General features: G+C 62.0%; 14 protein-coding genes and 6 pseudogenes. 8 read left to right on the forward strand and 12 right to left on the reverse strand.

Translation table 11 applies throughout. From position 1 onward, the window contains the following. Nucleotides 1-221 precede the first annotated feature (221 nt). A complete protein-coding gene (locus L6444_RS08015) occupies nucleotides 222-1409 on the reverse strand; it encodes an acyl-CoA dehydrogenase family protein (protein ID WP_236981623.1) in 1188 nt (395 codons plus the stop codon). Between the two features lie 413 nt (nucleotides 1410-1822). Next, nucleotides 1823-2320: a DinB family protein gene (locus L6444_RS30475; RefSeq protein WP_373877613.1), complete on the reverse strand. Its 498-nt coding sequence runs from the start codon at nucleotides 2318-2320 to the stop codon at nucleotides 1823-1825. 113 nt (nucleotides 2321-2433) lie between these two features. Here L6444_RS30475 and L6444_RS30480 point away from each other — a divergent pair. Both L6444_RS30480 and L6444_RS08020 read left to right on the forward strand, forming a co-directional pair. Continuing rightward, nucleotides 2434-2676: pseudogene (locus L6444_RS30480) on the forward strand (hypothetical protein); the annotation flags it as partial. Nucleotides 2677-2679: 3 nt separating this feature from the next. Further along, on the forward strand, nucleotides 2680-3087 hold the full coding sequence (locus tag L6444_RS08020) for a hypothetical protein (RefSeq protein ID WP_236981624.1): 408 nt from the start codon (nucleotides 2680-2682) through the stop codon (nucleotides 3085-3087). A gap of 551 nt (nucleotides 3088-3638) precedes the next feature. Here L6444_RS08020 and L6444_RS08025 read toward each other — a convergent pair. The 9 genes and pseudogenes from L6444_RS08025 to L6444_RS08065 form a co-directional block, all read right to left on the reverse strand. Then, a pseudogene (locus L6444_RS08025) lies at nucleotides 3639-6517 on the reverse strand (MMPL/RND family transporter). Next, a complete protein-coding gene (locus L6444_RS08030; protein ID WP_236981625.1) occupies nucleotides 6514-6942 on the reverse strand; it encodes an MmpS family transport accessory protein in 429 nt (142 codons plus the stop codon). Before L6444_RS08030 ends, L6444_RS08025 begins: the two are co-directional and overlap by 4 nt. Then, nucleotides 6939-7112: pseudogene (locus L6444_RS08035) on the reverse strand (acyl-CoA dehydrogenase family protein); the annotation flags it as partial. The pseudogene L6444_RS08035 and the gene L6444_RS08030, both read right to left, overlap by 4 nt. Before the next feature lie 1078 nt (nucleotides 7113-8190). Then, entirely contained in the window at nucleotides 8191-9012 is an 822-nt protein-coding gene (locus L6444_RS08040; protein ID WP_236981626.1) for a ThiF family adenylyltransferase, read from the reverse strand. A gap of 10 nt (nucleotides 9013-9022) precedes the next feature. After that, complete coding sequence (locus L6444_RS08045) at nucleotides 9023-9967, reverse strand: hypothetical protein (RefSeq protein WP_236981627.1); 945 nt, start codon at nucleotides 9965-9967, stop codon at nucleotides 9023-9025. Then, nucleotides 9964-10977, reverse strand: a complete 1014-nt coding sequence (locus tag L6444_RS08050; RefSeq protein WP_236981628.1) for an SMODS domain-containing nucleotidyltransferase — start codon at nucleotides 10975-10977, stop codon at nucleotides 9964-9966. The genes L6444_RS08045 and L6444_RS08050 overlap by 4 nt, the downstream gene beginning before the upstream one ends. Beyond that, nucleotides 10964-12079, reverse strand: a complete 1116-nt coding sequence (locus tag L6444_RS08055; RefSeq protein ID WP_236981629.1) for a CBASS cGAMP-activated phospholipase — start codon at nucleotides 12077-12079, stop codon at nucleotides 10964-10966. The genes L6444_RS08050 and L6444_RS08055 overlap by 14 nt, the downstream gene beginning before the upstream one ends. A gap of 196 nt (nucleotides 12080-12275) precedes the next feature. Continuing rightward, entirely contained in the window at nucleotides 12276-13019 is a 744-nt protein-coding gene (locus L6444_RS08060; RefSeq protein WP_236981630.1) for a hypothetical protein, read from the reverse strand. Beyond that, nucleotides 13016-13927, reverse strand: coding sequence for a hypothetical protein (locus tag L6444_RS08065; RefSeq protein ID WP_309298752.1), 912 nt, complete (start codon nucleotides 13925-13927; stop codon nucleotides 13016-13018). The genes L6444_RS08060 and L6444_RS08065 overlap by 4 nt, the downstream gene beginning before the upstream one ends. A gap of 300 nt (nucleotides 13928-14227) precedes the next feature. Between L6444_RS08065 and L6444_RS08070 the strand changes: the two genes are divergently transcribed. The 3 genes and pseudogenes from L6444_RS08070 to L6444_RS08080 all read left to right on the forward strand — a co-directional run. Next, nucleotides 14228-14503 carry a hypothetical protein gene (locus tag L6444_RS08070; protein ID WP_236981632.1) on the forward strand — a complete coding sequence of 92 codons (276 nt, stop codon included), beginning with the start codon at nucleotides 14228-14230 and terminating at the stop codon, nucleotides 14501-14503. Between the two features lie 113 nt (nucleotides 14504-14616). Then, complete coding sequence (locus L6444_RS08075; protein WP_236981633.1) at nucleotides 14617-15048, forward strand: hypothetical protein; 432 nt, start codon at nucleotides 14617-14619, stop codon at nucleotides 15046-15048. A gap of 309 nt (nucleotides 15049-15357) precedes the next feature. Continuing rightward, a pseudogene (locus L6444_RS08080) lies at nucleotides 15358-15605 on the forward strand (hypothetical protein); the annotation flags it as partial. A gap of 12 nt (nucleotides 15606-15617) precedes the next feature. Here L6444_RS08080 and L6444_RS08085 read toward each other — a convergent pair. After that, complete coding sequence (locus tag L6444_RS08085; protein WP_236981634.1) at nucleotides 15618-16250, reverse strand: TetR/AcrR family transcriptional regulator; 633 nt, start codon at nucleotides 16248-16250, stop codon at nucleotides 15618-15620. Nucleotides 16251-16291: 41 nt separating this feature from the next. On the opposite strand from L6444_RS08085, the pseudogene L6444_RS08090 reads away from it, so the two are divergent. From L6444_RS08090 to glnA, 3 genes and pseudogenes are all read left to right on the forward strand, one after another. Then, nucleotides 16292-17445: pseudogene (locus L6444_RS08090) on the forward strand (ABC transporter substrate-binding protein). 95 nt (nucleotides 17446-17540) lie between these two features. Then, a pseudogene (locus tag L6444_RS08095) lies at nucleotides 17541-19002 on the forward strand (class I adenylate-forming enzyme family protein); the annotation flags it as partial. 96 nt (nucleotides 19003-19098) lie between these two features. Beyond that, on the forward strand, nucleotides 19099-20535 hold the full coding sequence (glnA, locus tag L6444_RS08100) for a type I glutamate--ammonia ligase (RefSeq protein ID WP_236983913.1): 1437 nt from the start codon (nucleotides 19099-19101) through the stop codon (nucleotides 20533-20535). Nucleotides 20536-20540 lie beyond the last annotated feature (5 nt).

Genomic DNA, 20540 nt, shown 5'->3' on the forward strand with positions numbered 1-20540 from the left:
ATCCATTAGGCGGACGTCCTCGCACGGCCGCCTCGCCGCCGCCCACAACAAACCAGATATCCCCCACCGTTAATGTTGCTTAGGCTCACCCCTGCAAGCACGCCGTTTACCGAAGTACACAATTTCGGTTTAAGGAAGGCTACACCGATCGGGTCATTACGCGGAGCGCGATGTGAGCTCGCGCCTTGGCCGGTCTCGCGTTGCATAGCACAGGCTGGCGGTCAGAAGTACCCATTGGCGGGTAAGGCCGTTCCATTCACGACGTGATCGCCAATGGCAACGGCCTTATAAGACGTTGGATTATGTAAAGTGAGCGTCCGAATATTGCGCCAATGCCTATCCAGATTCTTCGCACGGCTCGCGGACGACGCTCCGCCTACGTTGAAAATCGCGCTAGCTGCGGAGAGTCCGGCCTCGTCCACATGCACTTTTACCTGTGCCGCTGCGAGGGACGCGCGAGCGAACAGTTCGGAATCAGGATTACCAGTACGCTCGCTCGCGTAGGCTGCGTCGATATGCGATGTAGCCGAGAGTACTGCGGCCTCAGCAATATACGCAGTCGAGGCAAGTTTGCCGATTGTTTCCAGGAGCAGAGGGTCTCGCCTTGGACTTTGCGAAGGTGCATGGTCGAATGTACGAGTACGTGACCTGAGCAAATCAGTTGCGTCACTGACCACTGTGCGCAGGATCCCGGCCATGATCGCTTGCAAATACAGCTGCATCAACGGGACGTCAGAGGCAATCCGCTCGACCTTGGGGCTGGTCACATTGAGAAAGTCATCTTCAGTGACCCACACATCGGTGAACTGTGTAGTGCCTGTTCCAGTTCGGTGCTGTCCGATACCATCCCAGTCATCCAGTACTTCGATCCCTGGCCGGTCCAGCGGTAGGTTCACCCGGACGACCTGGTCTTCATCTAGCTGCGCCACCACAGTCACCCAGTCTGCATATGCCGTACCCGTGCTGTAGAACTTCGCACCAGACAATAGCCATCCAGAACCTGACGAGACTAACTTGGTCGCATACTGGTACGTGCCCAGGGCGCCGTCTCTTTCGCTGGTGGCATTACCGAAGATCTTGCCCGCGGCCAGTTCTGCGGCCCACCGATCCCGGATTGGGCCATCAGGGAGCCGTGAGATTTGTCGCACTTGCAAATAATGGGACCGCAGGATGTGAGCGACAATTGGGTCAGCCTCAGCCAACTCGATGATGAAACTTACAAGATCGCCGATGGTGCCACCCGGGCCGCCAAGCGCTGGATCTAGTGTTAGAGCGGTCAATCCACTATCACGGACCATTTCAACTTGTTCGCGAGGGTCTATCCCGTGGCGTTCTCGGTGAGCAGCCCCTGAAGCGATCTCCGCGAGCATCGCGGCGCGCTTCTGCAGAGTTGGCGTGAAGCTAGTCATGACTGTTCCTTGGTCGGACTTCCAGGTTTTGCCTAGTGTGTCGACGCGCGACTTCAATCGTCCCCCTCATACGCCCGGTACGTCACCCCCCGGTGCATCCATTTTCCCGTAGCCACTCCACGTATGACGTTGTTCTTGTATGGCTGGCGATATCATCGCAGGAATGGAGTTAAATGAGGACCTCGTGGTCCCGTGGGAAAATACCGACCGAATCCGATCGACCCGCATTTCCGGCGCACAAACGCATTCAGACCCCAAGGGCCGCCAGCCATTCATATCGGGCGCGGAGCATGCCAAGGCGATTAGCTGCCAACAGTGGCGAATACGGCGCAATTTGCGGTATGAACATGGTCTGGTAACAGGCCCGTTCCGGACGCTCAGAGAGCTCGACACGCCCGATCGCATTCAAACGCCTATGCGTTAACCGCAGGCTGTTCTACGATTCCGACTCTGCCAGTGGACCGCCAAAACATCCAGCCGCACAAGAATGGAACATCGAGTCCGTTGGCGCCAAGCACCGAGCAGACATGCGTCCGATGGTCGTTACCGTGTTGAATCGCTTCTAGGAGTACGAGACCTTCCGCGTGGGGTACTTCTGGCCATTTCCCGCGAGCAGGCAAAGTTACCGACAGCTCGTTAACGCGAGCGATCACTTCCCGCCACCGTCTGGCCTCGCCCTCCCACACGGCTTCAAGCTCCTCCAAGCGAAACGCACCTTCCTCAGTGACGGATGTGGCAGCTGACTCTCCGGTGAGCCGTTCAAGGAGCCGTTGGTCCTCCGCAATGAGGTGCGTTATCGTCGGTATTATCGCGCCGTACGTGCCGGGTGTCGAGTACTCCAATTGCTCTGCCGTAAGTGTCTTGCAGTGCTGGATGAGGAACTGCGTGGCCCACAGGTGATGTTCGAACATGATCTCTAGCGGCTGCACAACGCGACTTAAGCAGCGATCAACAAGATTGTCAACGGGCGCGCGGATGACAATCTGCACTTTCTCGGCGTCTGGAATACCGTCTAATTTGAGGGATGGCTAGGCCTCAAGGCGCAGATCGAGGTGGCGCGGTGTGCGTTTACGGCGGACTCCCCAACGTAGCAGCGGCAAAGCATGCCCTCGATGAACGCCGATGTCCGTTTGCGACTACCGTTTCGACGCCGAGGCTGTCACGGCGCCTGGTCCGGCGATTGCAAGAGCGACGGTCCGCCGGTGTGCATGGCGATATCGGAGGCCAAAATCGAGACCGCGACCGGCCCCGGGATATTGCATTCTCATGGATGGCCAAAAACGCCCAAGCCGCGAGACCTGCGGTCAATGCGAAGCTGTACCGGCAACGCGTCCGGGTCGATTCGACGATGACCTCCCGCCGACCATATGTCGGGGTGATCCTTCCTTACTACCGCTGGTGGTGGCTGGCTCGAGGATGGCACCTGCGCCCGATCCAGCCTGACGACGAGTTAACTAATCGCATATCGTTTGCCGCTGTGCGCGAACATGTTCCAACAGCCATGTTGAGTCATCGGCTGAAGCACCGCCGCGGCCACCTACAAGCCGGCCTGTCGGCATCGGACTCACCGAGGAGTGGTTCGTCGAACCCGCTGGACGCGTCGTCACTGCGGCGGTGCCGCATGGTCGACCGGCTTTGGATGATGATTTACCAAGGGATTCCAACATTCTCATCCTAGAAGGCAAAGAAGCCTCACTGGGTAAAGACGAACTGATCGATCTTCACATCGACTTTGGATTGCAGCAAATCGGTGGTCATCGAGGCATTGGCCTTAAGTAGATTAATGAAAAATGACGTGATTGCCGAGGCTGCGGTGAGCGCCTGCGCGGTTGCGGTTCGGTCCTAGCAGCGTTCGTTCGTCAGGTCTTATCTCCTCGTCGCACTCCTTACTCGGCAAAGTCAATCGTAGATCACTACATATGAACACCAACTGCTGTAGCCGAACCGGCGCCGTCGCCAAATGATTCGCGCATGGGCTCCCGGCCACGGCTACCCTTGGCTCGGCACGTACTCGTCGAGACTCAGTAGCGGATCACCGCTGAGGGGCCGGGATGGGAAGCCAGATCTGCTCGTCGAAGACATCCGGAATTCGGTTAGCTGAATCAATCACAGCGTTGCGGCGGGCGTCTGCCCGATTCGAGTATCTCTACCTACACTAGTTGCAACTGCAGAGTCAGAAATTTTCGTGTGCGTCTTGCGCAAGACGACGGTGTCGCTCACCAACGCCATTCACGCCACGGGTGCGTTCGTCGGGAAGTCCGCCGCTCGGTGCGCGATCGTGCGCGTGCCATTAGGACTCGAATCCGCACGAGAACGAACGCGGCGGGGCCACCAGAACCAGCGGCCCAGCAGTGTCGCGGCCGCCGGCATCATAAATGACCGCACGATCAGGGTGTCGAACAATAGTCCGATCATGATCGTGGTGCCGATCTGGCCCACGACGCGCAGGTCGCTGGTTCCCATCGTGCCCATGGTGAACGCGAATACCAGGCCGGCGGTGGTGACGACCGCGCCGGTGCTCCCCATTGAGCGGATCATCCCAGTCTTGAGGCCGGCACTGGTTTCTTCTCGGAACCGCGCGGCCAGCAGCAGGTTGTAGTCCGATCCGACGGCCAGCAGGACGATGATGGCCATCGCGAGCACCAGCCAGTGCAGCGGCATATGCAGCATGTGCTGCCAGATCAGCACCGACAAGCCGAATGACGAGCCCAACGAGATGGTGACCGTTCCCACGATGACCGCAGAGGCGACCACACTTCCGGTGATGGCCAGCATGATCATGAAGATCAGGCACAGCGACGCCACCGCGGCGATCATCAGGTCGTATATGGAACCGTCGTGCATGTCTTTATAGTTCGCCGCGGTCCCGGTCAGGTAGATGTTCGCCGCCGCCAAGGGAGTGCCCTTGACCGCCTCGTCGGCGGCTTGTTTGATGCTGTCGATGTGCGAAATTCCCTCGGCTGTTGCCGGATCGCCCTTGTGGGTGATGAAAAACCGTGCCGAGCTGCCATCGGGCGACAAGAACATGCTCAGGCCGCGCTTAAAGTCCGGGTTGTCGAAGGCTTCCGGCGGAAGGTAGAAGAAGTCGTCGTTCTTCGCGCCGTCGAAGGCTTGTCCCATCACGGTCGTGTTACGGGTCAACGCGTCCATCTGGGTAATCAACCCGGAGAAGGTGCTGGTCGCCGTTTGAGCGAGATCCTTGACCATCTGCATTGCCGCGATCAGCGGGGGCATCTGCGCCAGCATTTGCGGCATGATCTTGTCGAGTTGGTCGGTGCTGCGTGCGAGGTTGCCGACGTTCTCGCTAAGTCGGTCGACGCCGTCGATTCCCTCGAACAGCGACCGCAGCGACCAGCACAGCGGAATGTCGAAACAGTGCCGCTCCCAATAGAAGTAGCTTCGAATGGGCCGCCATACGTCTTCGAAATCGGCGAGGTGATCTCGCAACTCGCCGGTGGTGTCCCGCATCTGCTGGGTGTCGCCGGCCATGCCGTGCGTCACGCTGGTCAGCTGTCGCGTCAGGTCTTCCATGTGCTGCGAGATGTCGATCATGCGTTGCAACTCGTTGGTCATCCTCGACATGTCGGCGACGCGTGCGCGAAGCGTCTTGAGGTTCTCGATCGCGACCGCGCTTTGCGCGCTGATCTGGAACGGGATCGAGGCGTGGTCGATCGGGGAGCCCAGCGGCCTGGTAATACCTTGCACCCGTGCGATACCGGGGGTATGGAAGACGCTGCGGGCTATCCGGTCCAGGACGAGCATGTCCGTCGGGTTGCGCAGGTCGTGATCGGCCTCGATCATCAGCAGCTCGGGCGCCATGCGGGCCTGGGGGGAAGTGCCGGTCCGACGCCTGGAAACCAATGTTCGAGGGGGGTATCGGCCGGCAGGTAGTAGCGCTCGTTGTAGCCGGTCTGATAGCTCGGCAGGGCGATCAATCCGATCAGCGATACCAGGATCGACGCAACGAGCACCGGGCCGGGCCACCGGACGACAATGGTGCCGATTCGTCGCCAACGTCGGGTGCTCACTGTACGTTTAGGGTCGAATGCTCGGAATCGGCTGGTGACGCCAATGATGGCCGGTGCCAGGGTCAACGAGGCCACGGTAACCACCAGGACCGCGAGCGAACACGGCCAACCAAGAGTGTTGAAGACGGGAAGACGGGTGAAACTCAGGCAGTACATCGCTCCCGCGACGGTCAGCCCGGAGGCGAGGATCACGTGGGCCGTTCCGTGAAACATGGCGTCGTAGGCGGCCTCTCGGTCTAGGCCGGCCGCGCGAGCCTCCTGGTAGCGGCCGATCAGAAAGATGGAGTAGTCCGTCGACGCTGCTATCGCCAGTGCCACAAGCACATTCACAGAGAACGTGGAGAGGGCGATGACGTTGTTGTTGGCCAGCGTGGCGACGACGCCTTCGGCGGTGAGCAATTCGACGCCCACCGTCAGGAGCACGAGCAGCACGGTGCTCATCGAGCGATACGTGATGAGCAGCAGGATCGCGATCACGACGACGGTGATTACCGTGATCTTTTCCAGGCTGCGATCGCCGTAGGTATGGGTATCGCCATTGAGCGGACCCGGACCCGTCACATAGGCCTTGATCCCAGGCGGCGCTGGCACTTTGTCCACGATGCGCTCGACGGCGGCGACGGATTCGTGGGCTGCCGCGCTCCCTCCATCGCCGGTCAAGTACAGCTGGACGTAGGCGGCTTTGCCGTCGGTGCTCTGCGATCCTGCCGCGGTCAGGCTGTCACCCCAGAAGTTCTCGACATGCTCGACGTGAGCTCTGTCTTCGGACAGTTTGGCGATCAGCGTGTCGTAAAACCGATGCGCGCTGTCGCCCAGCTTGTCTCGGCCTTCGAGCAACACCATTGCCGTGGTGTCGTAATTAAATTGCTGAAAATCCTTGCCGATGCGCTTCATCGCGATCAGGGACGGCGCATCGTGGGCGCTGAACGAGACTGCATGAGTTCCGGCGACTTTGGACAGCGGCGGCGTCAACGTATTCATGAGGGCGCACAACGCGACCCAGAATAGGATGATCGGCAGCGCCAACCACCGGATTGTTCGGCTGGCGACCACCCGCCCGCTGTCAGGTTCGCCTCTCATGCGGACTTCACCAGGCAGCTCGTCGCGGCGTTGTGCGATTCCACCGTAAGTTCGTCACGCACAACGCCGTTGACGGTGATACGGCACCCAAGTCGTTCACTGTCGCCCTGCGCCACCACATTGGCTACGACCGCGCTGAGCGTAGTCTCGATCCGCACCGACCACGGTATAGCCACGTTATCAACCTCCTGCGGTTGGGCATCGGCATCGAGATAGTGGATGGTCGCCGTCGCTCCAGTCGGACCGAAGATCTCGTAGACAACACGCTTGGGATTGAACGCGACGATCGCGTCAGCGTTGCTTCCGCTCGAAACATGTTGATCCGAACCGAAAACTTCGCGCAGCCGCGATACGGTGAAGGACCCGACTGCTACGACAACAACCATCACGATCGGGAGCCAGATGCGTTTGACGAGACCCGTCATGCAACAAGGGCTTTCCGGCCACGAACCGAGATGTTGCGGCGACAGAACGCGGCCAATGATTCCTTCATGATCCGAGTGGATCCGCGGTAAAGAGTTGGTACGCGGGAATCAGTGAACGCGCGGGAGACCCGCGATTCACGCATGTATCCGTAACCGAACAACAGCTGTAGGCAAGCATGGACTTCATGTACCTCGTGGAGAACCTAACGGAAGAGGGCTTGTTAATTGCAGCGATGACCGCCGCGGTTATGGGACCCGTGCTCAACGACACGATCGCCTATACTACTGACCGGAAAACGTTTCGGAATGCCCACCACGCATATTCAGCACGCCCGTCTCTCCTCGCCGATCTCGCGAACCGAGGCGACTGCGGTCCGACATCATGGTTGACGAGTTCACTCACTTGCACCTTGCAGAACAATTGTCACGTGCAAACCGGCGATGGCGAAGTGGTATCGCACTGAAACGCAGGCGCATCTCATAGACCGCATCCTGGCCAAGATCGTTAGCAGCTGGATACCTGCACGTCGACGAAATACTGCTCGGGGTTCTCCTGCCCGTCTTAGCACCACTTTCTTGAGATTTCATCCGGGGGGCGAAGACCCCATCACATGCCGTGACGCGAGTGCCATATGCATCCTGTTTCCGAGGAGCCGCACCGAGCGGTAACGCAATCGAGTGGCGAGTACTGAACAGACGATGCAGGTGACTAGCAAGACATCCCGTGACGGCGCCACGAGTGGTCTCAGCTGGGCGCTCCCCAGTGGCCTGCGACCTGAAGGCGCCGAACTGGTCCCGGCACGACGCCGCGTCGATCAGCTCCGGTCAATGGCTAACCACCTCGGTTCTACCTTCGTCAACTCCCCGAGCCGAGCCAGCGTGAGGACGTCATGCGCCTGACCAGGTCGAGGTTGTACTGATCAATGTGCTCGCTGACGTTCCGCGGCCTAAGCAGCGAAGGGGCGTCGATGTCGACGCTCCGCAACCGTGTGGTGAGCGGACCACTAAACCCGGGCATGCGTCGAGACATCCGCTCGATGCATCGGCGAAGGTGTACCGCCGCCACCAAGAAGCAGTGAAGGTCGACTTCAAGGACCTGAATTTCAATGTCGGCATGCTGCCTGCGGAAGCGCCGTAGATGCGTCCTGATTGAAGTGGCACTGCATTGATCCAGTTGGTCGCCCTCGGTGCGCAGTCGCTGGACAACTACACCCTCAGCAGCGCCGCAGCCATGGCGTAGGGTTGCCCTCATTCTGTCCCTGCAGTGTGATCCGTGGCTTGCGGTCCGGCCGGGAGGAAGTGGTGTCGTGGGCCGTCGGCTGCGTGTGGCAGAGCGATGACGTGTGTCCCCGAGATCGCGGGATCGGCTTGTTGGAGATGGCTTCCTATCAGGTTGACGAGGGTGGCCGCGACCGCCGCGAGATCGGCTGCCGAACCGTGGAACGTAGGGACCGAGCAGCCCCTCGTTGGTATGAGTTCATCGTCATCGCCGGCTTCCTGCCACAGCGGGTGGTAGAGCTCAAGTCCACTGTCGCACTGGATTGTTCGGCCAGCGTCTCGATCGATATCGGATACTGTCACTCCTGACTTTGCGGCGCACAGCACAGCCAGGCCGAGCGTGCCGGAGCGAGCATCGGTGGCCACCTGAGCGATCAACGCTCTCCGGTCAGACAAAGTAGTTAATCCATCCAGATAGCTTGTGATGCCGTTGTTCACAGTGGCGTCAATGATGAGATCCGCTGCCAGGCATGAGGTGAGATCCCCGGGCAGGTGTCCTTCCGCGACGGTCACGGTCAGGTCATCGCGGATAGCGCGGAGGCGACTAGCGAGTGCCTCGGCTTTGGAACGGCCAATATCGTCTTCGACGTAGTTCTGTCGGACTAACAGACCGCCGGTGATGACGCCGGGGTCACACACGGCGATCTCCGACACTCCGGCGCGGGCAATGAATTCGGCGATCCATGATCCGAGTCCGCCGCAGCCCCAGATGTGGACAATCCTTCCTTGAAATCCGTTGACGGGGCGGCCAGCGTCGCGACGGGTTGTCACTTCGGGTCGTTCATCAGACATCCTGCACCACTCAATCGGGATTTCGGTATTGATCCTCGCGGGGTCGAGAACGACGCCCACGCCGCGTTGCTGGGCGACGGCGCGGAGCGCATTCGCTGTCGGGACGGGAAGCCGTCCGCCCAAGAGGTGGGGTGGGCCTCCGGCGGGGTGCGGCACGGCGAGGACGAAGTATTGCTCGGCGTCGTCGTGATTTCGTACCGCGCTCGCCAGGAGGGCAGTGAGGAACGCCGGCGACTGCGGTGCGATCCGGGGTGCCCGTCCTTTTGAGGCGGTCCTTGTACGGATCGTCCAGCAGAGCGAGCAACAGCGCCAATGTTGACGCGGCGCCGAATGGCAGCGCGGTGGCCAGAGTGAACACCGGTGTGCGATACCCGGCTACAGGCGAGTACGTCAGGTCATATCGGTGGGTTGATCGGGCGATCAGGCAAGCCGTTTGATGGCGCTTTGCCGGTCCGGCTTCTCGGATGACGATGGTGGGTGTGTCGGCTGCTTGGTGAAGCACGCCGCCGACGGCGTGGTACATGGCAGTAGAGGCATCGAAGTTTCCGGCTGCGGCGTCGACGAGCCAGTCCCAGAGTCGGCTGAGCAGACCGGCCACACCGAGCGTGGGCTGCCATTCCCGTGAGGGGTCCAAATAGATGCATAGTCGTTGGCCCGCGAGCACATGGGGGTAGCCGAGGAACCGGATGTGATCGACGTCGATCGCCGGTAGCGAGTAGGGAGATGGGCAAAGCCGAAGAATGAACTCCTCGGTCTCTTGTAGCTGCAGGCCGCCCGGATGATGTGGGATGTCGGCCGTGCGTAGCGCGATGCGGAGCACCGCCTCACCATCACGGTCCAGCTTCGGTCGTCCGCGGACCTGGATGTCGTCCGGGCGTTGTTGGGCTAGCGATTTGAGTTCGGCGAGGAGATGTTTCTGCCAGCCTGTCAGCGCGGGCTGGTGACGTCTGGTCACCCGGCGCGACCAGAGCGCCCCACAGTTGAGGCCACGGCGAGGGCGGCGGCCGGAAACTTCGCGCTAGCTGAGACAGTGGCCGGCGCCTTGAATCCGTCGCCGAAGATGTTCTGCCACAGCTGAATGCTGCGGCCTTTGTCTTTCTCCTCGTAGGCCGCCTTGATCTCGCCAGCGTGCACGTGGATTCGGTCACGAAAGTAGCTGTAGGTCGCCTGGGCGCTCTCGGGGTCTGGTCCCCACCGGTGATCGAATGTCACGCCGGAGCCGGACGGGTCGGCGATAGAAGGCTTGATTGGGTTCGCTTGCAGCCAGGTGTCGAGGTCTTGCACGACATGAAGAAGGGTCGTGGGGACGTTGCTGTAGTAACCCGGGTCGAGCAGCTTGCGCAATTCTGTCACCTGCTCACCGAGCATGGTTGTCAAAAGGACTGAACGGGTGCCAGTGAACGAATTCTTGTGGTCGCGAAGGTATTTCATCAGTCGGATCACTTTGCGCAGGTTTCCATTAGCGAGGGAGTCCTTGTTCTTCATCCAGTCGGTAAAGCCCTGCGGGTTGGTCAGCTCCCATTGGTTGTCGTCACGGTTGACGATGACTTCGCGGCCGTCGGCAAGGTTGAGGTGGGGGACGATATCGACGTGCATGGAGTTGGCGTAGACGAGCCGCACGCAGCGGCACTTCCGTGAGTGCGGCATGGTGCCGTAGGTGCTGTGCCGGTGAAGGGCAGCGTAGACCTCATCGAGGTAGGCCTTGGGGCTGTCGGCCCAGTCCGGCTTCTCGGTCATATCGAGCATGAAGTCGGCGTCAAACTCGTTGTTGCCGACGGGGTCGATGATGGTGCGATGCGCCCACGAACCTTGCGGCCTCTTGCCGGTAATCACCGCGCCGATTTGGTCGTCGGCTTTGAGCGCCTTATAGATTGCATCGACGCGATCGCTGAGTAGGTCCAGCTTGAACTGGCTGAGGTTGACCGTGTCCTTCAGCAAGACGTTGAAGTGGTCAGCGAGTTGCATGGGAGCCCTCCATGTGTGAAGTGCCGCTCGGATCACCGCGGTGGCGGTCTCCGTTCACAGGCGTGTATGCGGGTGCGTGGTGGTTGGCGAATTTCGCTGTATAGGTGGGACTGAGTTCTCGACTGACTGAGGCCGCAAGTCCGGCCACGTCCTTCGGGTCCGCCGAGTCGAGTGCGTAGAGCCCGCCGGGCACCAGGGCATCGAAGCGGGTGTAGTTCGATTTGCCGATCAGGTGTTCGGCGAGCCCCTGGCCGCCGCGGCTGCTGGCGCTGAGGATCAGCGGAGCGATCGGTTTGGCCCAGTGCAGTAATCCGCCCCGATCCAAGCGTTTTGGGTGATCGGTGAGCTGATCCATGGTGCCGACGTTGAGGACTGTGATCGCCTCAAGGGGGACATTGAGCATGCTGACGGCCTCGGCAATCGCCACGACGGCCGGGTTGTTGGCCCATACCCCACCGTCAATGAGCCGGTGTCCGTCGATATGCGCCGCGGCGAAATACAGCGGCGCCGCCGAGGTTGCCATTGCTACGTCTACCATCGGTATCTGCCCGTCGCGCCTCAGCCGTGTGTGGTGCGGAGTCTTGAAGATATGTACCGCCCCGCGTTGCGCATCCCAAGCAGGGATGACGAGTCGTTTGGTGCTGTCGCCGAGCAGTCGCGCGCCGAGGACGCCGGTCAATGCCTGCCGCAGCGCTTTCGCGTCATAGATGGGCGATCTCAGTTGGCGTGGCCGACGCCATACTCGCCGCCTGGATGCCGGAAAGACCTTTTCAACCAATTCTTCGTAGTGAGAAACGATCTCGCTCGGCCTCAGGCCCGCACCGAGACCCAGTGCGACGATGCCACCCGCCGAAGTCCCAGCGATGAGATCGAAGGAATCGCCGATCGCGACGCCCAAGTCCTGCTCCAGACGCGCAAGCACATGTGCGGTGAACAGCGCCTTCGCGCCCCCTCCGTCGAGGGCGAGGATCTGGAAGCGGTCGGCGCACGACCCGGCCGGCTCGGGTTCGGTTGCTGGATGGACCTGCGCGGCGGATTCGCCAGTTCTCCCCGGCGACGTATCCTTGCCGAGGTTGGCGGGCGTTGCAGGAACTACATCCATGTAACTAGATTACGCCGCTGGGCCGACAAGGCCCTAGCCGTTATTGACACCTAGCGTTGACCTGCGCAACGCCCGGCGTATGCTTCCGTGCTCCTGCTCAGCATTCTTTTCTTGGCTCCCGTTGTCTCAGGCCATTCACAATGGCACTGGACACCGACACGACCCGAAGTGCGAAAACCTGCAGCATGCCGCTACATCATCGCGACACGATGGCGACATGGCGCCGGAGCAGAGCCCGCACTCTGGCCGGCACCCTCGTCGGCGGACTGGAGATCATCTGCGCTGCCACACGCGCAGCATCGCCGCGCTCGCCGGCCTTTGTGATCTTCGGGTCGTCCAGGCGCCACGGTGATGCGCGGTATTCGGGTTGTGACGCCACGATCTCCAGCAATGTCTCGATGTCCTGGAGGTCACGTTCGGAGTCGCGAACGGTACGTGCCAGCATCTTCAGCACGAATGCTGCCTCGACGTCGGGAACCGGGACTTCGAACTCAATCATGTCGCCGTCGGTGAGCCGGGCCGTAACAGCGACTTTGATCGGCGGCAGGGCCAGCGCCACGCGCAGTCCTGGCGCTCCGTCGAAGGCTCGTTCGCCGATGATCTGCTTGCCCGGTTTGGCTGCGGCAGGAACCAGGAGGTCAACCGCTTGCTCACCTCGCTCGTAGCGGTTGCCGCACTCAGCGATGTACCCCAGCGCGGTGAGCCGATCGTGGAGGTCGTCCGTAGTCACCACGTTTACATCGATCCCGGTGTCTGCGTCGGAGGTCAGCCGCGGTATGCCTGGCACGTTGTAGACATGCCGCAGCAGCCGCACCATGTGACCGCCGATGACGCGGTACTCGATGTCGGCGGCGACAGCGGCCACGTCGCGCAGCGCACGCATCCCGTTGTCTTCGGCCACCGCGGTGCATGCCATCACGACCGATGCTGTTCCGGTCACCGGTGCACGATCCAGTCGCCAAGACGCTGCGGCGCACCGTCGCCGAGATCGGCGCCGTCGCTGAGGTCCTGAAGCGCAATCACTGGATCCACGGTGATGATGTCGGAACGCTGCCTATCACTAACCCGCAGCCACCAGGACGCGGTGGTCCAGACTGTCGGATCGGCCGGAACCCGCACGGTCAAGGTCGCTTCCTCGGCGGTGGCCTCCACCAGGCCGAAGTCGGAGAGGTCAACCAGTTCTTTGGCGTAGACCAGACCTCTGGTTGGTACCCGCCACGGTTGCAGGACGTCGGCGGCGACCTCGCCGCCGGCAAGGATCCGTACGGTGAGCTCCGCGCCGAGTCGGGTCGCGCTGCGCACCTGCTCCACTACCGGATCCATTCCATACCAGTACGTTTCGACGAGTCCACTGTCTGCGGGTACCGATGCCAGTTTCATCAGGATTTCCCGGCGTGCAGCCGAGGTCATGGGCGTGTCCGGCAGCGGATCCTTCTCGGTCATCTTGGACACCGCCTGCTGGCTGACCGCGATGGCGTCAGCGATGTCGCGTTGGCGGAGCTGGTCGCGCGTGAGCACACAGACCCGTTCGGCCGCCCGCCGGCGCCAGCTGCGCTCGCTGGCTGCGCGGTGGGGCCGTCCTGGTGTGGGCGTTCGGTACGCTCGCCCGGAGAGCACCAGTTCGCCGGTGCTGCCGACGCTGAGATCCACGTCGATGTGAGACAGGAGCGCTGAACGTGCCTCGTCTGAGATGGTCTCGCAAACCACGAAGACGCGGCGGCCGGGATGGCGGCGCACATGACCGAGGACGGCGGCCGGAGATGGCACGCGTTCTGCCAGTACTAGGTCCGCTACCACTGGGCGGTCATCTATCCGGTATGTGATGCTGTGTGCATCGCCAGTCACCACCTGAACGCCGGCGTCGACCAAGCGAGCAGGAATCGAAGCAGGCAGCATGCCTATACTCTAGCAGCGGTCACTTATCAAACAACCATTTGTCGAGAAATCTAGTTCTGGTTGTTTGACTTGATCCAAGCAGTGGCGTATAAGCCAGTGGCCGACACGTCACACGCCGGGTCGAGTTGCACGAGGCGAGCGTTGAAGAAGCCGGGCGCTAGCCACCGGATACGACATTTCACGGCGGCCAAATCAAAATGTCGCTATCGAGCATGTTCGACTTCTGGTCTGACCCGGAGAAGCATTAACGGCATGACAGCAGAATCGCACGAACTGGTCAAGCACGACGACGGCACCTGCACGGTGCACCTTGTCAGCCTGAACGCCGGCCTTCTCTCAGTCGACCGCTTGTCGATTATCGAGATGTACAACCTTCTCCGCGAATTCGATGAGTGCGACGACGGGGAGGCCGTGCTGCTGAAGTGGGCGCAGGGCTATCGCGACCCGGACATCTACGAACTCGCGGACCGCGGCGACGACGGGGAACAGGTTCTGGCCGGCGATACTTGGAGCTGCTGCGGCGACTGATGAACCTGCGAGGCGTCACCACAAGCCGAATCACTATGTAACGCTAAAAGGAGCAACCGGCGATGGCCCAGAATCGTGACAGTACTTCTGGACCCGTAGTCACTTTGCAAGACGTGAGAACTGTTCTTTCCGGCGACACCGGTGACGTTCAGGTCAATTGGGGCTTCGCCTCGGCTGTGCGTAGCTTCACGAAGTGGCCGGTCGCCATATGGGCTGCGGTCATCGAAGAGCACGCAGGATACTCACCGCTGCTCCGCACGTTCTACTGGATTCAGGACAACGTACTTGGGCAACTGACCATCGACCCTGAAACCAGTACAGAGAGGCCCACTATCACCGGAACCGTGCAGTCCGTTTCTAACATCGACGTCGTCGACTTATCGGCCACTGTGGTCGATGACAACTGTCGGGTAGTCCGCACGATCACGGCGCGATTCAGGGACGGCAACCATGTCACCGTGAGCGCCGCGCACTCGAGGATGTATTTGAACGATCAGGCCAACAAGTTCATCGATGCTCTGCTCGACGCTGTGGCCAGTTGTTAGTCGCTGCTCGAGTGGGCCTTACTACTTCGCCCCGGATCACTCACGCCGTAGACTCGACTAGGTCAGTTCGGACTCAATTGAAAGACCTCAACCCGTGTCGTAGGTGGCCAAGTCCCCCCTCGGACACGTCCGGCGACACGACTCAGGTCGGCAGTCCCCGTGACTCGCTGAAGATGCGTGGTCGTAGTTCTGCGTATATGCGGCCACTGTCTCATCGGAGAAGTTCGGCAGGAAGTCCTGAAAGCGGGTTCAGGGTCGCTTGCGAGCCAGGAGTGCTGCTTGAGGGGGGTAGTTTAGCGACTTGCAACAAATCTGGCCCTGGTCTGCCCCTACCACCACCGCGCACATCACCGCGGCCTGATCACCCTCACCGGCCCCGCCGACCAACTCACCGTCACCGACAGCAACGGCCGACCCCTGCCCACCGGCTCACTGGCCCGACCCCCACCACCGCACCACCCGACGTCAAACCCTGCACCGGCCCCACCGGCGAACGCGCCCAATGGTGGTGGTACACACCCTTCCAACCCCAACCACCACCCACCGCGACGAACTAGGCGGGCCTTTTACTAACGCCGCAATGCTTTTCGATCGTCCACCGCAAAACTCAGCAGCAGGCGATCGAGTACCTTGGCCGCCCGTCGGCGCGCCCGGGCGGGATCGTCGGCGTGCGCCACCAGTAGCGAGGCCTCCTCGAGCGCCGCCACCAACATGTGGGTCAGCTCCGCGACCGGTTCATCGTCGATGATGCCGTCCGCGATCGCCTCCCGGACTTTGTCGTTGATCAGCGCGAAGCTGTTGCTCTCCTGAATGGTGCGCAGCGCCCGCCAACCCAGCACCACCGGGCCGTCCAGGAGCATGATCCGCTGCACTTCGGGTTCCAGTGCGGCGTCGAGAAACTCGTGTAACCCCCGGCTCAGCCGCTGCCATGGGTCGGCGTCAGCAGGCCGCGCGGCGATGGACCGTAAGGTGAGGTCGTTCTCCACTTCTTCGAACACCGCCCGAAACAGTTCGGTCTTGTCCTTGAAATGGTGGTAGAACGCGCCGCGGGTGCCCACGCCGGATTTGCTCACCAGGTCGGCGATGCTGGTCTTGAAATACCCCGGCGCCACGAACAGTTCCCGGCCGGCGTCGATGAGGTCACGGCGAGTTCGGTCGCCACGCGCGCGACGATCATCGTCGGACCCGCCGCGCTTCGCCATGGCGGCGATCCTATCAACATGCGTGCTGTATGTTGCCGACTATGGCAGACGACGTCCCTCGCGCGTATGGGTCGGTGGCCCCCGGTGAAAGTCGGATTGCTCAATGATTATCCGACCAGTGGCGCCGTGGACAACGACACCGTCGCCACACTGCAATTGGTGATGGAAGAAGCGCTCGCGTCGAACCTGATCGACCGCCCGGTCCAGCTTGTCCAGCGCAACGTCGTCGGGTTGCCGAACGGCACCTATCAAGCGGTCGCGCGTGCCTTCGACGAACTGGTCGAGGAGGGGGTGCCTGGTCATCTTCGGACCGTGGGTCTCCGACAACGTGGTGCCGCTGCGCGCACGCGTCGACGCGACGGCCAAGGTGCCGATCATCACGCTGTCGGGATCCGAAGGCGCGCTGGGCGAATGGTGCTTCGCACTGAACAACGGCTCGATGGCCGAGGAACCGGTGATGCTGGCCGCGGTGCTGCTCGGCGATGGCCGCTCGCGGATCGCGATCGCCCACGAAGCGTCGCTGATCGGCAAGGAATACCTATCCTTCGCCGAAAAGGCCTATGCCGCAGCAGGGTTGAAGATCGTGACAACTGTGGGGATCCCGCAGGTGGAGGCCGACAAGGCTGCGGCGGTGGCGGCGCTGCGCGCGGGGGACCCAGATGCCCTTGTGCATGTGGGTTTCGGGCACGGGCTGTGGGGATTCACCGACGCGCTGCTCGCCGCGGGCTGGGATCCGCCCCGGTACACCACCACCGCCTTCGAGATGGCCCACATCAATGCCGAATGGATGCGCCAACTTTCGGGCTGGATCGGACTGGACAGTTACGACGAGCGCAACGAGGTCGGTCAGGCGTTCCTGGACCGATTCGAAGCCGAATACGGCCGGCGGCCGGGACATTCGATGCCCTGCCTGTGCCGTGACGCGGCAACCGTCATCGTGCGGGCCCTCGCTGCCGCGCGCCCGCTGACGGGGGAGGGAGTCAAGCTGGGACTCGAACAGGTCAAGTTGATTCCGGCGGCCAGCGGCGCGCCCGGAACGTTCCTGCGGTTCGGGCGCTACGTCCGCCAGGGCTGGTTGGGCTCGGACTATCTGATCGCCCGCCGGATACTGCCGGACGGTTCGGGGCACGTGTTTTACGCCGCGCCGAGCACGCACATCGCACGAGCGGTCGGCGCCGGCCTCGGCAAGAGGTGATTTTCATTCGCAGGAACGTTGACGCCGAAACACTTTCGCAGACGGACACTTTCTGGGGGTTGGTCGAGACTGCCGCGACAGCGCATCCCGACCGCGTGGTGCTCGCCGACGACTACGGACGCACCCTCACCACGACTCAACTGCGATCGGCCGCTCTGGACACCGCCGCTGCCTTCGCCGCGAACGGCATCGGGGCGGGCTCCATGGTGTCCTGGCAGCTGCCTACCACGCTGGAAACCATGGTGGCGATGGCTGCGTTGTCCCGGTTGGGCGCCGTGCAGAATCCGATCCTGCCGCTCTGGCGTGATCACGAGGTTGGGTTCGTCACCGCGCAACTCAACACCGAAGTGATGATCGTGCCGGGCCTCTGGCGGGGATATGACCATGTGGCTTTGGCGCATTCGGTCACCAGCGGCACAATCATCGTGGTGGACCACGGCGCGGTACCCGACACCGGCGCGCTGCGGCTACCTCGGGGGGACGCCGGTGCACTACCCGCCCCGCCCGCGTCGGCCGACGAACCGCGGTGGATCTACTACTCCTCGGGTACCACCGCCGCGCCCAAGGGCATCCGGCATACCGACCGGTCGGTGATTGCCGGCTCGGCCGGCGTAGTCGAGATGGTCGGGGCGACAAGCGATGACGTGAACCCGATAGCGTTTCCCATCTCGCATATCGGCGGCGCGGCCATGCTGGCTGCCAGCCTGGTGACCGGAATGCGCCTGGTGCTGTTCGACGAGTTCGACCCCGTGACCACGCCGCGCGCCATTGCCGCCCATCATCCCACCCTGCTGGGCACCGCCACTCCGTTCTTCGTCGCCTACCTCGCGGCCCAGCGTGCGCACGGTGCCGAGCGGCTCTTCCCGAAGCTGCGTGCCTGCCTGGCTGGGGGCGCGCCGATCACCCCCGAACTCGGACAACAAGTGCGCGAGACGCTTTCGGTGCCCGGCGTGGCCAATTCCTGGGGCTTGACGGAGTTCCCGGTGGTCACTTCCCCGGCATTCGACGCTGACGCTGCGGTCCTCGATCACACCGTCGGACCACCGGTTCGCGGGGTGCGGGTTCGCGTCGTCGGCAGCGCCGGGGAACAGCTACCTGCGGGCGAGGAGGGTGAACTGAGACTCAAAGGCCCGCAATGCTTCCTCGGCTATGTGGATCCGGCTCTGGACGTGGCCGCCTTCGACGGCGACGGGTGGTTCCGCAGCGGCGATCGGGGCCGCCTAGACACCGACGGAAACGTCCGCATTACCGGCCGCATCAAGGACGCGATCATCCGGAACGCCGAGAACATCTCGGCGCTGGAGATCGAGGGGAATTCTGGCCTCCCACCCCGCGGTCGCCGACGTCGCCGTGATCGGCGTTCCCGATCAGCGCACCGGTGAACGGGTCTGCGCGATTGTGGTCGCCGAGCCCGGGAGCCAAGTCACGCTCTCGTCGCTGGCACGCCACTGTGCGCAGCTCGGGCTGAGCCGGCACAAGACCCCCGAGCGGCTCGAGTTGGTACCGGCATTGCCGCGCAACTCGACCGGAAAGGTGCTCAAGGCGCAGCTGTGCGCGCGAGGTTCAGCTGAGCCGCCTGGACATGCAGAAACCACCGCGACGTGCGTGAATGGGAGGGTGCCGCGCAGGTCGAGCACAGCAAGGGAGCATTTCGTGTCCGACAAGACGCCCGACGACATCTTCAGGCTCATCGAAGAAGAACACGTCGAGTATGTCGACGTGCGCTTCTGCGACCTGCCAGGCACCATGCAGCACTTCACAATTCCGATCTATGCATTCGACGGCAACGTGTTCGAGGAGGGTCTGGCCTTCGACGGTTCCTCGATCCGCGGCTTCCAATCCATCCACGAGTCCGACATGTTGCTGCTGCCCGATCCCGAGACCGCGACCATCGACCCGTTCCGGCATGCCAAGACGCTGAACGTGAACTTCTTCGTGCACGACCCGCTCACCCTGGAGTTGTACTCACGCGACCCGCGCAACGTAGCCCGCAAGGCGGAGAACTATCTGGTCAGCTCGGGTATCGCGGACACCGCCTACTTCGGCCCCGAAGCCGAGTTCTACATCTTCGACACGGTCAAGTTCGACTCGAATATCAACGGCTCCTTCTACAAGGTGGATGCGACCTCCGGGTGGTGGAACACCGGGGAGGAGACCGAGGCCGACGGCCGTCCCAACCGGGGTTACAAGGTGCGCCCGAAGGGTGGTTACTTCCCGGTCGCGCCCGCCGACCACTACGTCGACCTGCGCGACGAGATGCTCACGAATCTGACCAACGCCGGATTCATTCTGGAGAAGGGCCATCACGAGGTTGGCAGCGGCGGTCAGGCCGAGATCAACTACAAGTTCAACACGTTGCTGCACGCGGCCGACGACCACCAGATGTACAAGTACATCGTCAAGCAAACCGCTTGGCAGGCAGGCAAAACCGTCACCTTCATGCCTAAGCCGCTGTTCGGTGACAACGGGTCGGGCATGCACTGCCACCAGTCGCTGTGGAAGGACGGCGTGCCGCTGATGTACGACCAGTCCGGGTACGCCGGTTTGTCGGACACCGCGCGCCATTACATCGGTGGTCTGCTCTACCACGCCCCGTCGCTGCTGGCGTTCACCAACCCGACGGTGAACTCCTACAAGCGGTTGGTGCCCGGCTACGAAGCGCCGATCAACCTGGTCTACAGCCAGCGCAATCGCTCTGCGTGCGTGCGGATCCCGATCACCGGTGCCAACCCGAAGGCCAAACGTCTGGAGTTCCGCTGTCCGGACGCATCCGGCAACCCGTACCTGTCGTTCGCGGCCATGTTGATGGCCGGGCTGGACGGCATCAAGAATAAAATTGAGCCACCGCCTCCGATCGACAAAGACCTCTACGAACTACCGCCCGAGGAGGCCGCGGAGATCGCCCAGGCGCCCACCTCGCTGTCCGCGGTGATCGACAGACTCGAGGAAGACAGCGAATACCTCACCGAGGGAGGCGTTTTCACGCCCGACCTGATCGCCACCTGGATCAACTACAAGCGCGACTACGAGATCGCGCCGCTGAACCTGCGACCAACGCCCGGCGAATTCGCGCTCTATTACGACGTCTGAGGAGA

Source organism: Mycobacterium kiyosense, from assembly GCA_021654635.1.
In the GTDB taxonomy this organism is placed as follows: Bacteria; Actinomycetota; Actinomycetes; order Mycobacteriales; family Mycobacteriaceae; genus Mycobacterium; species Mycobacterium kiyosense.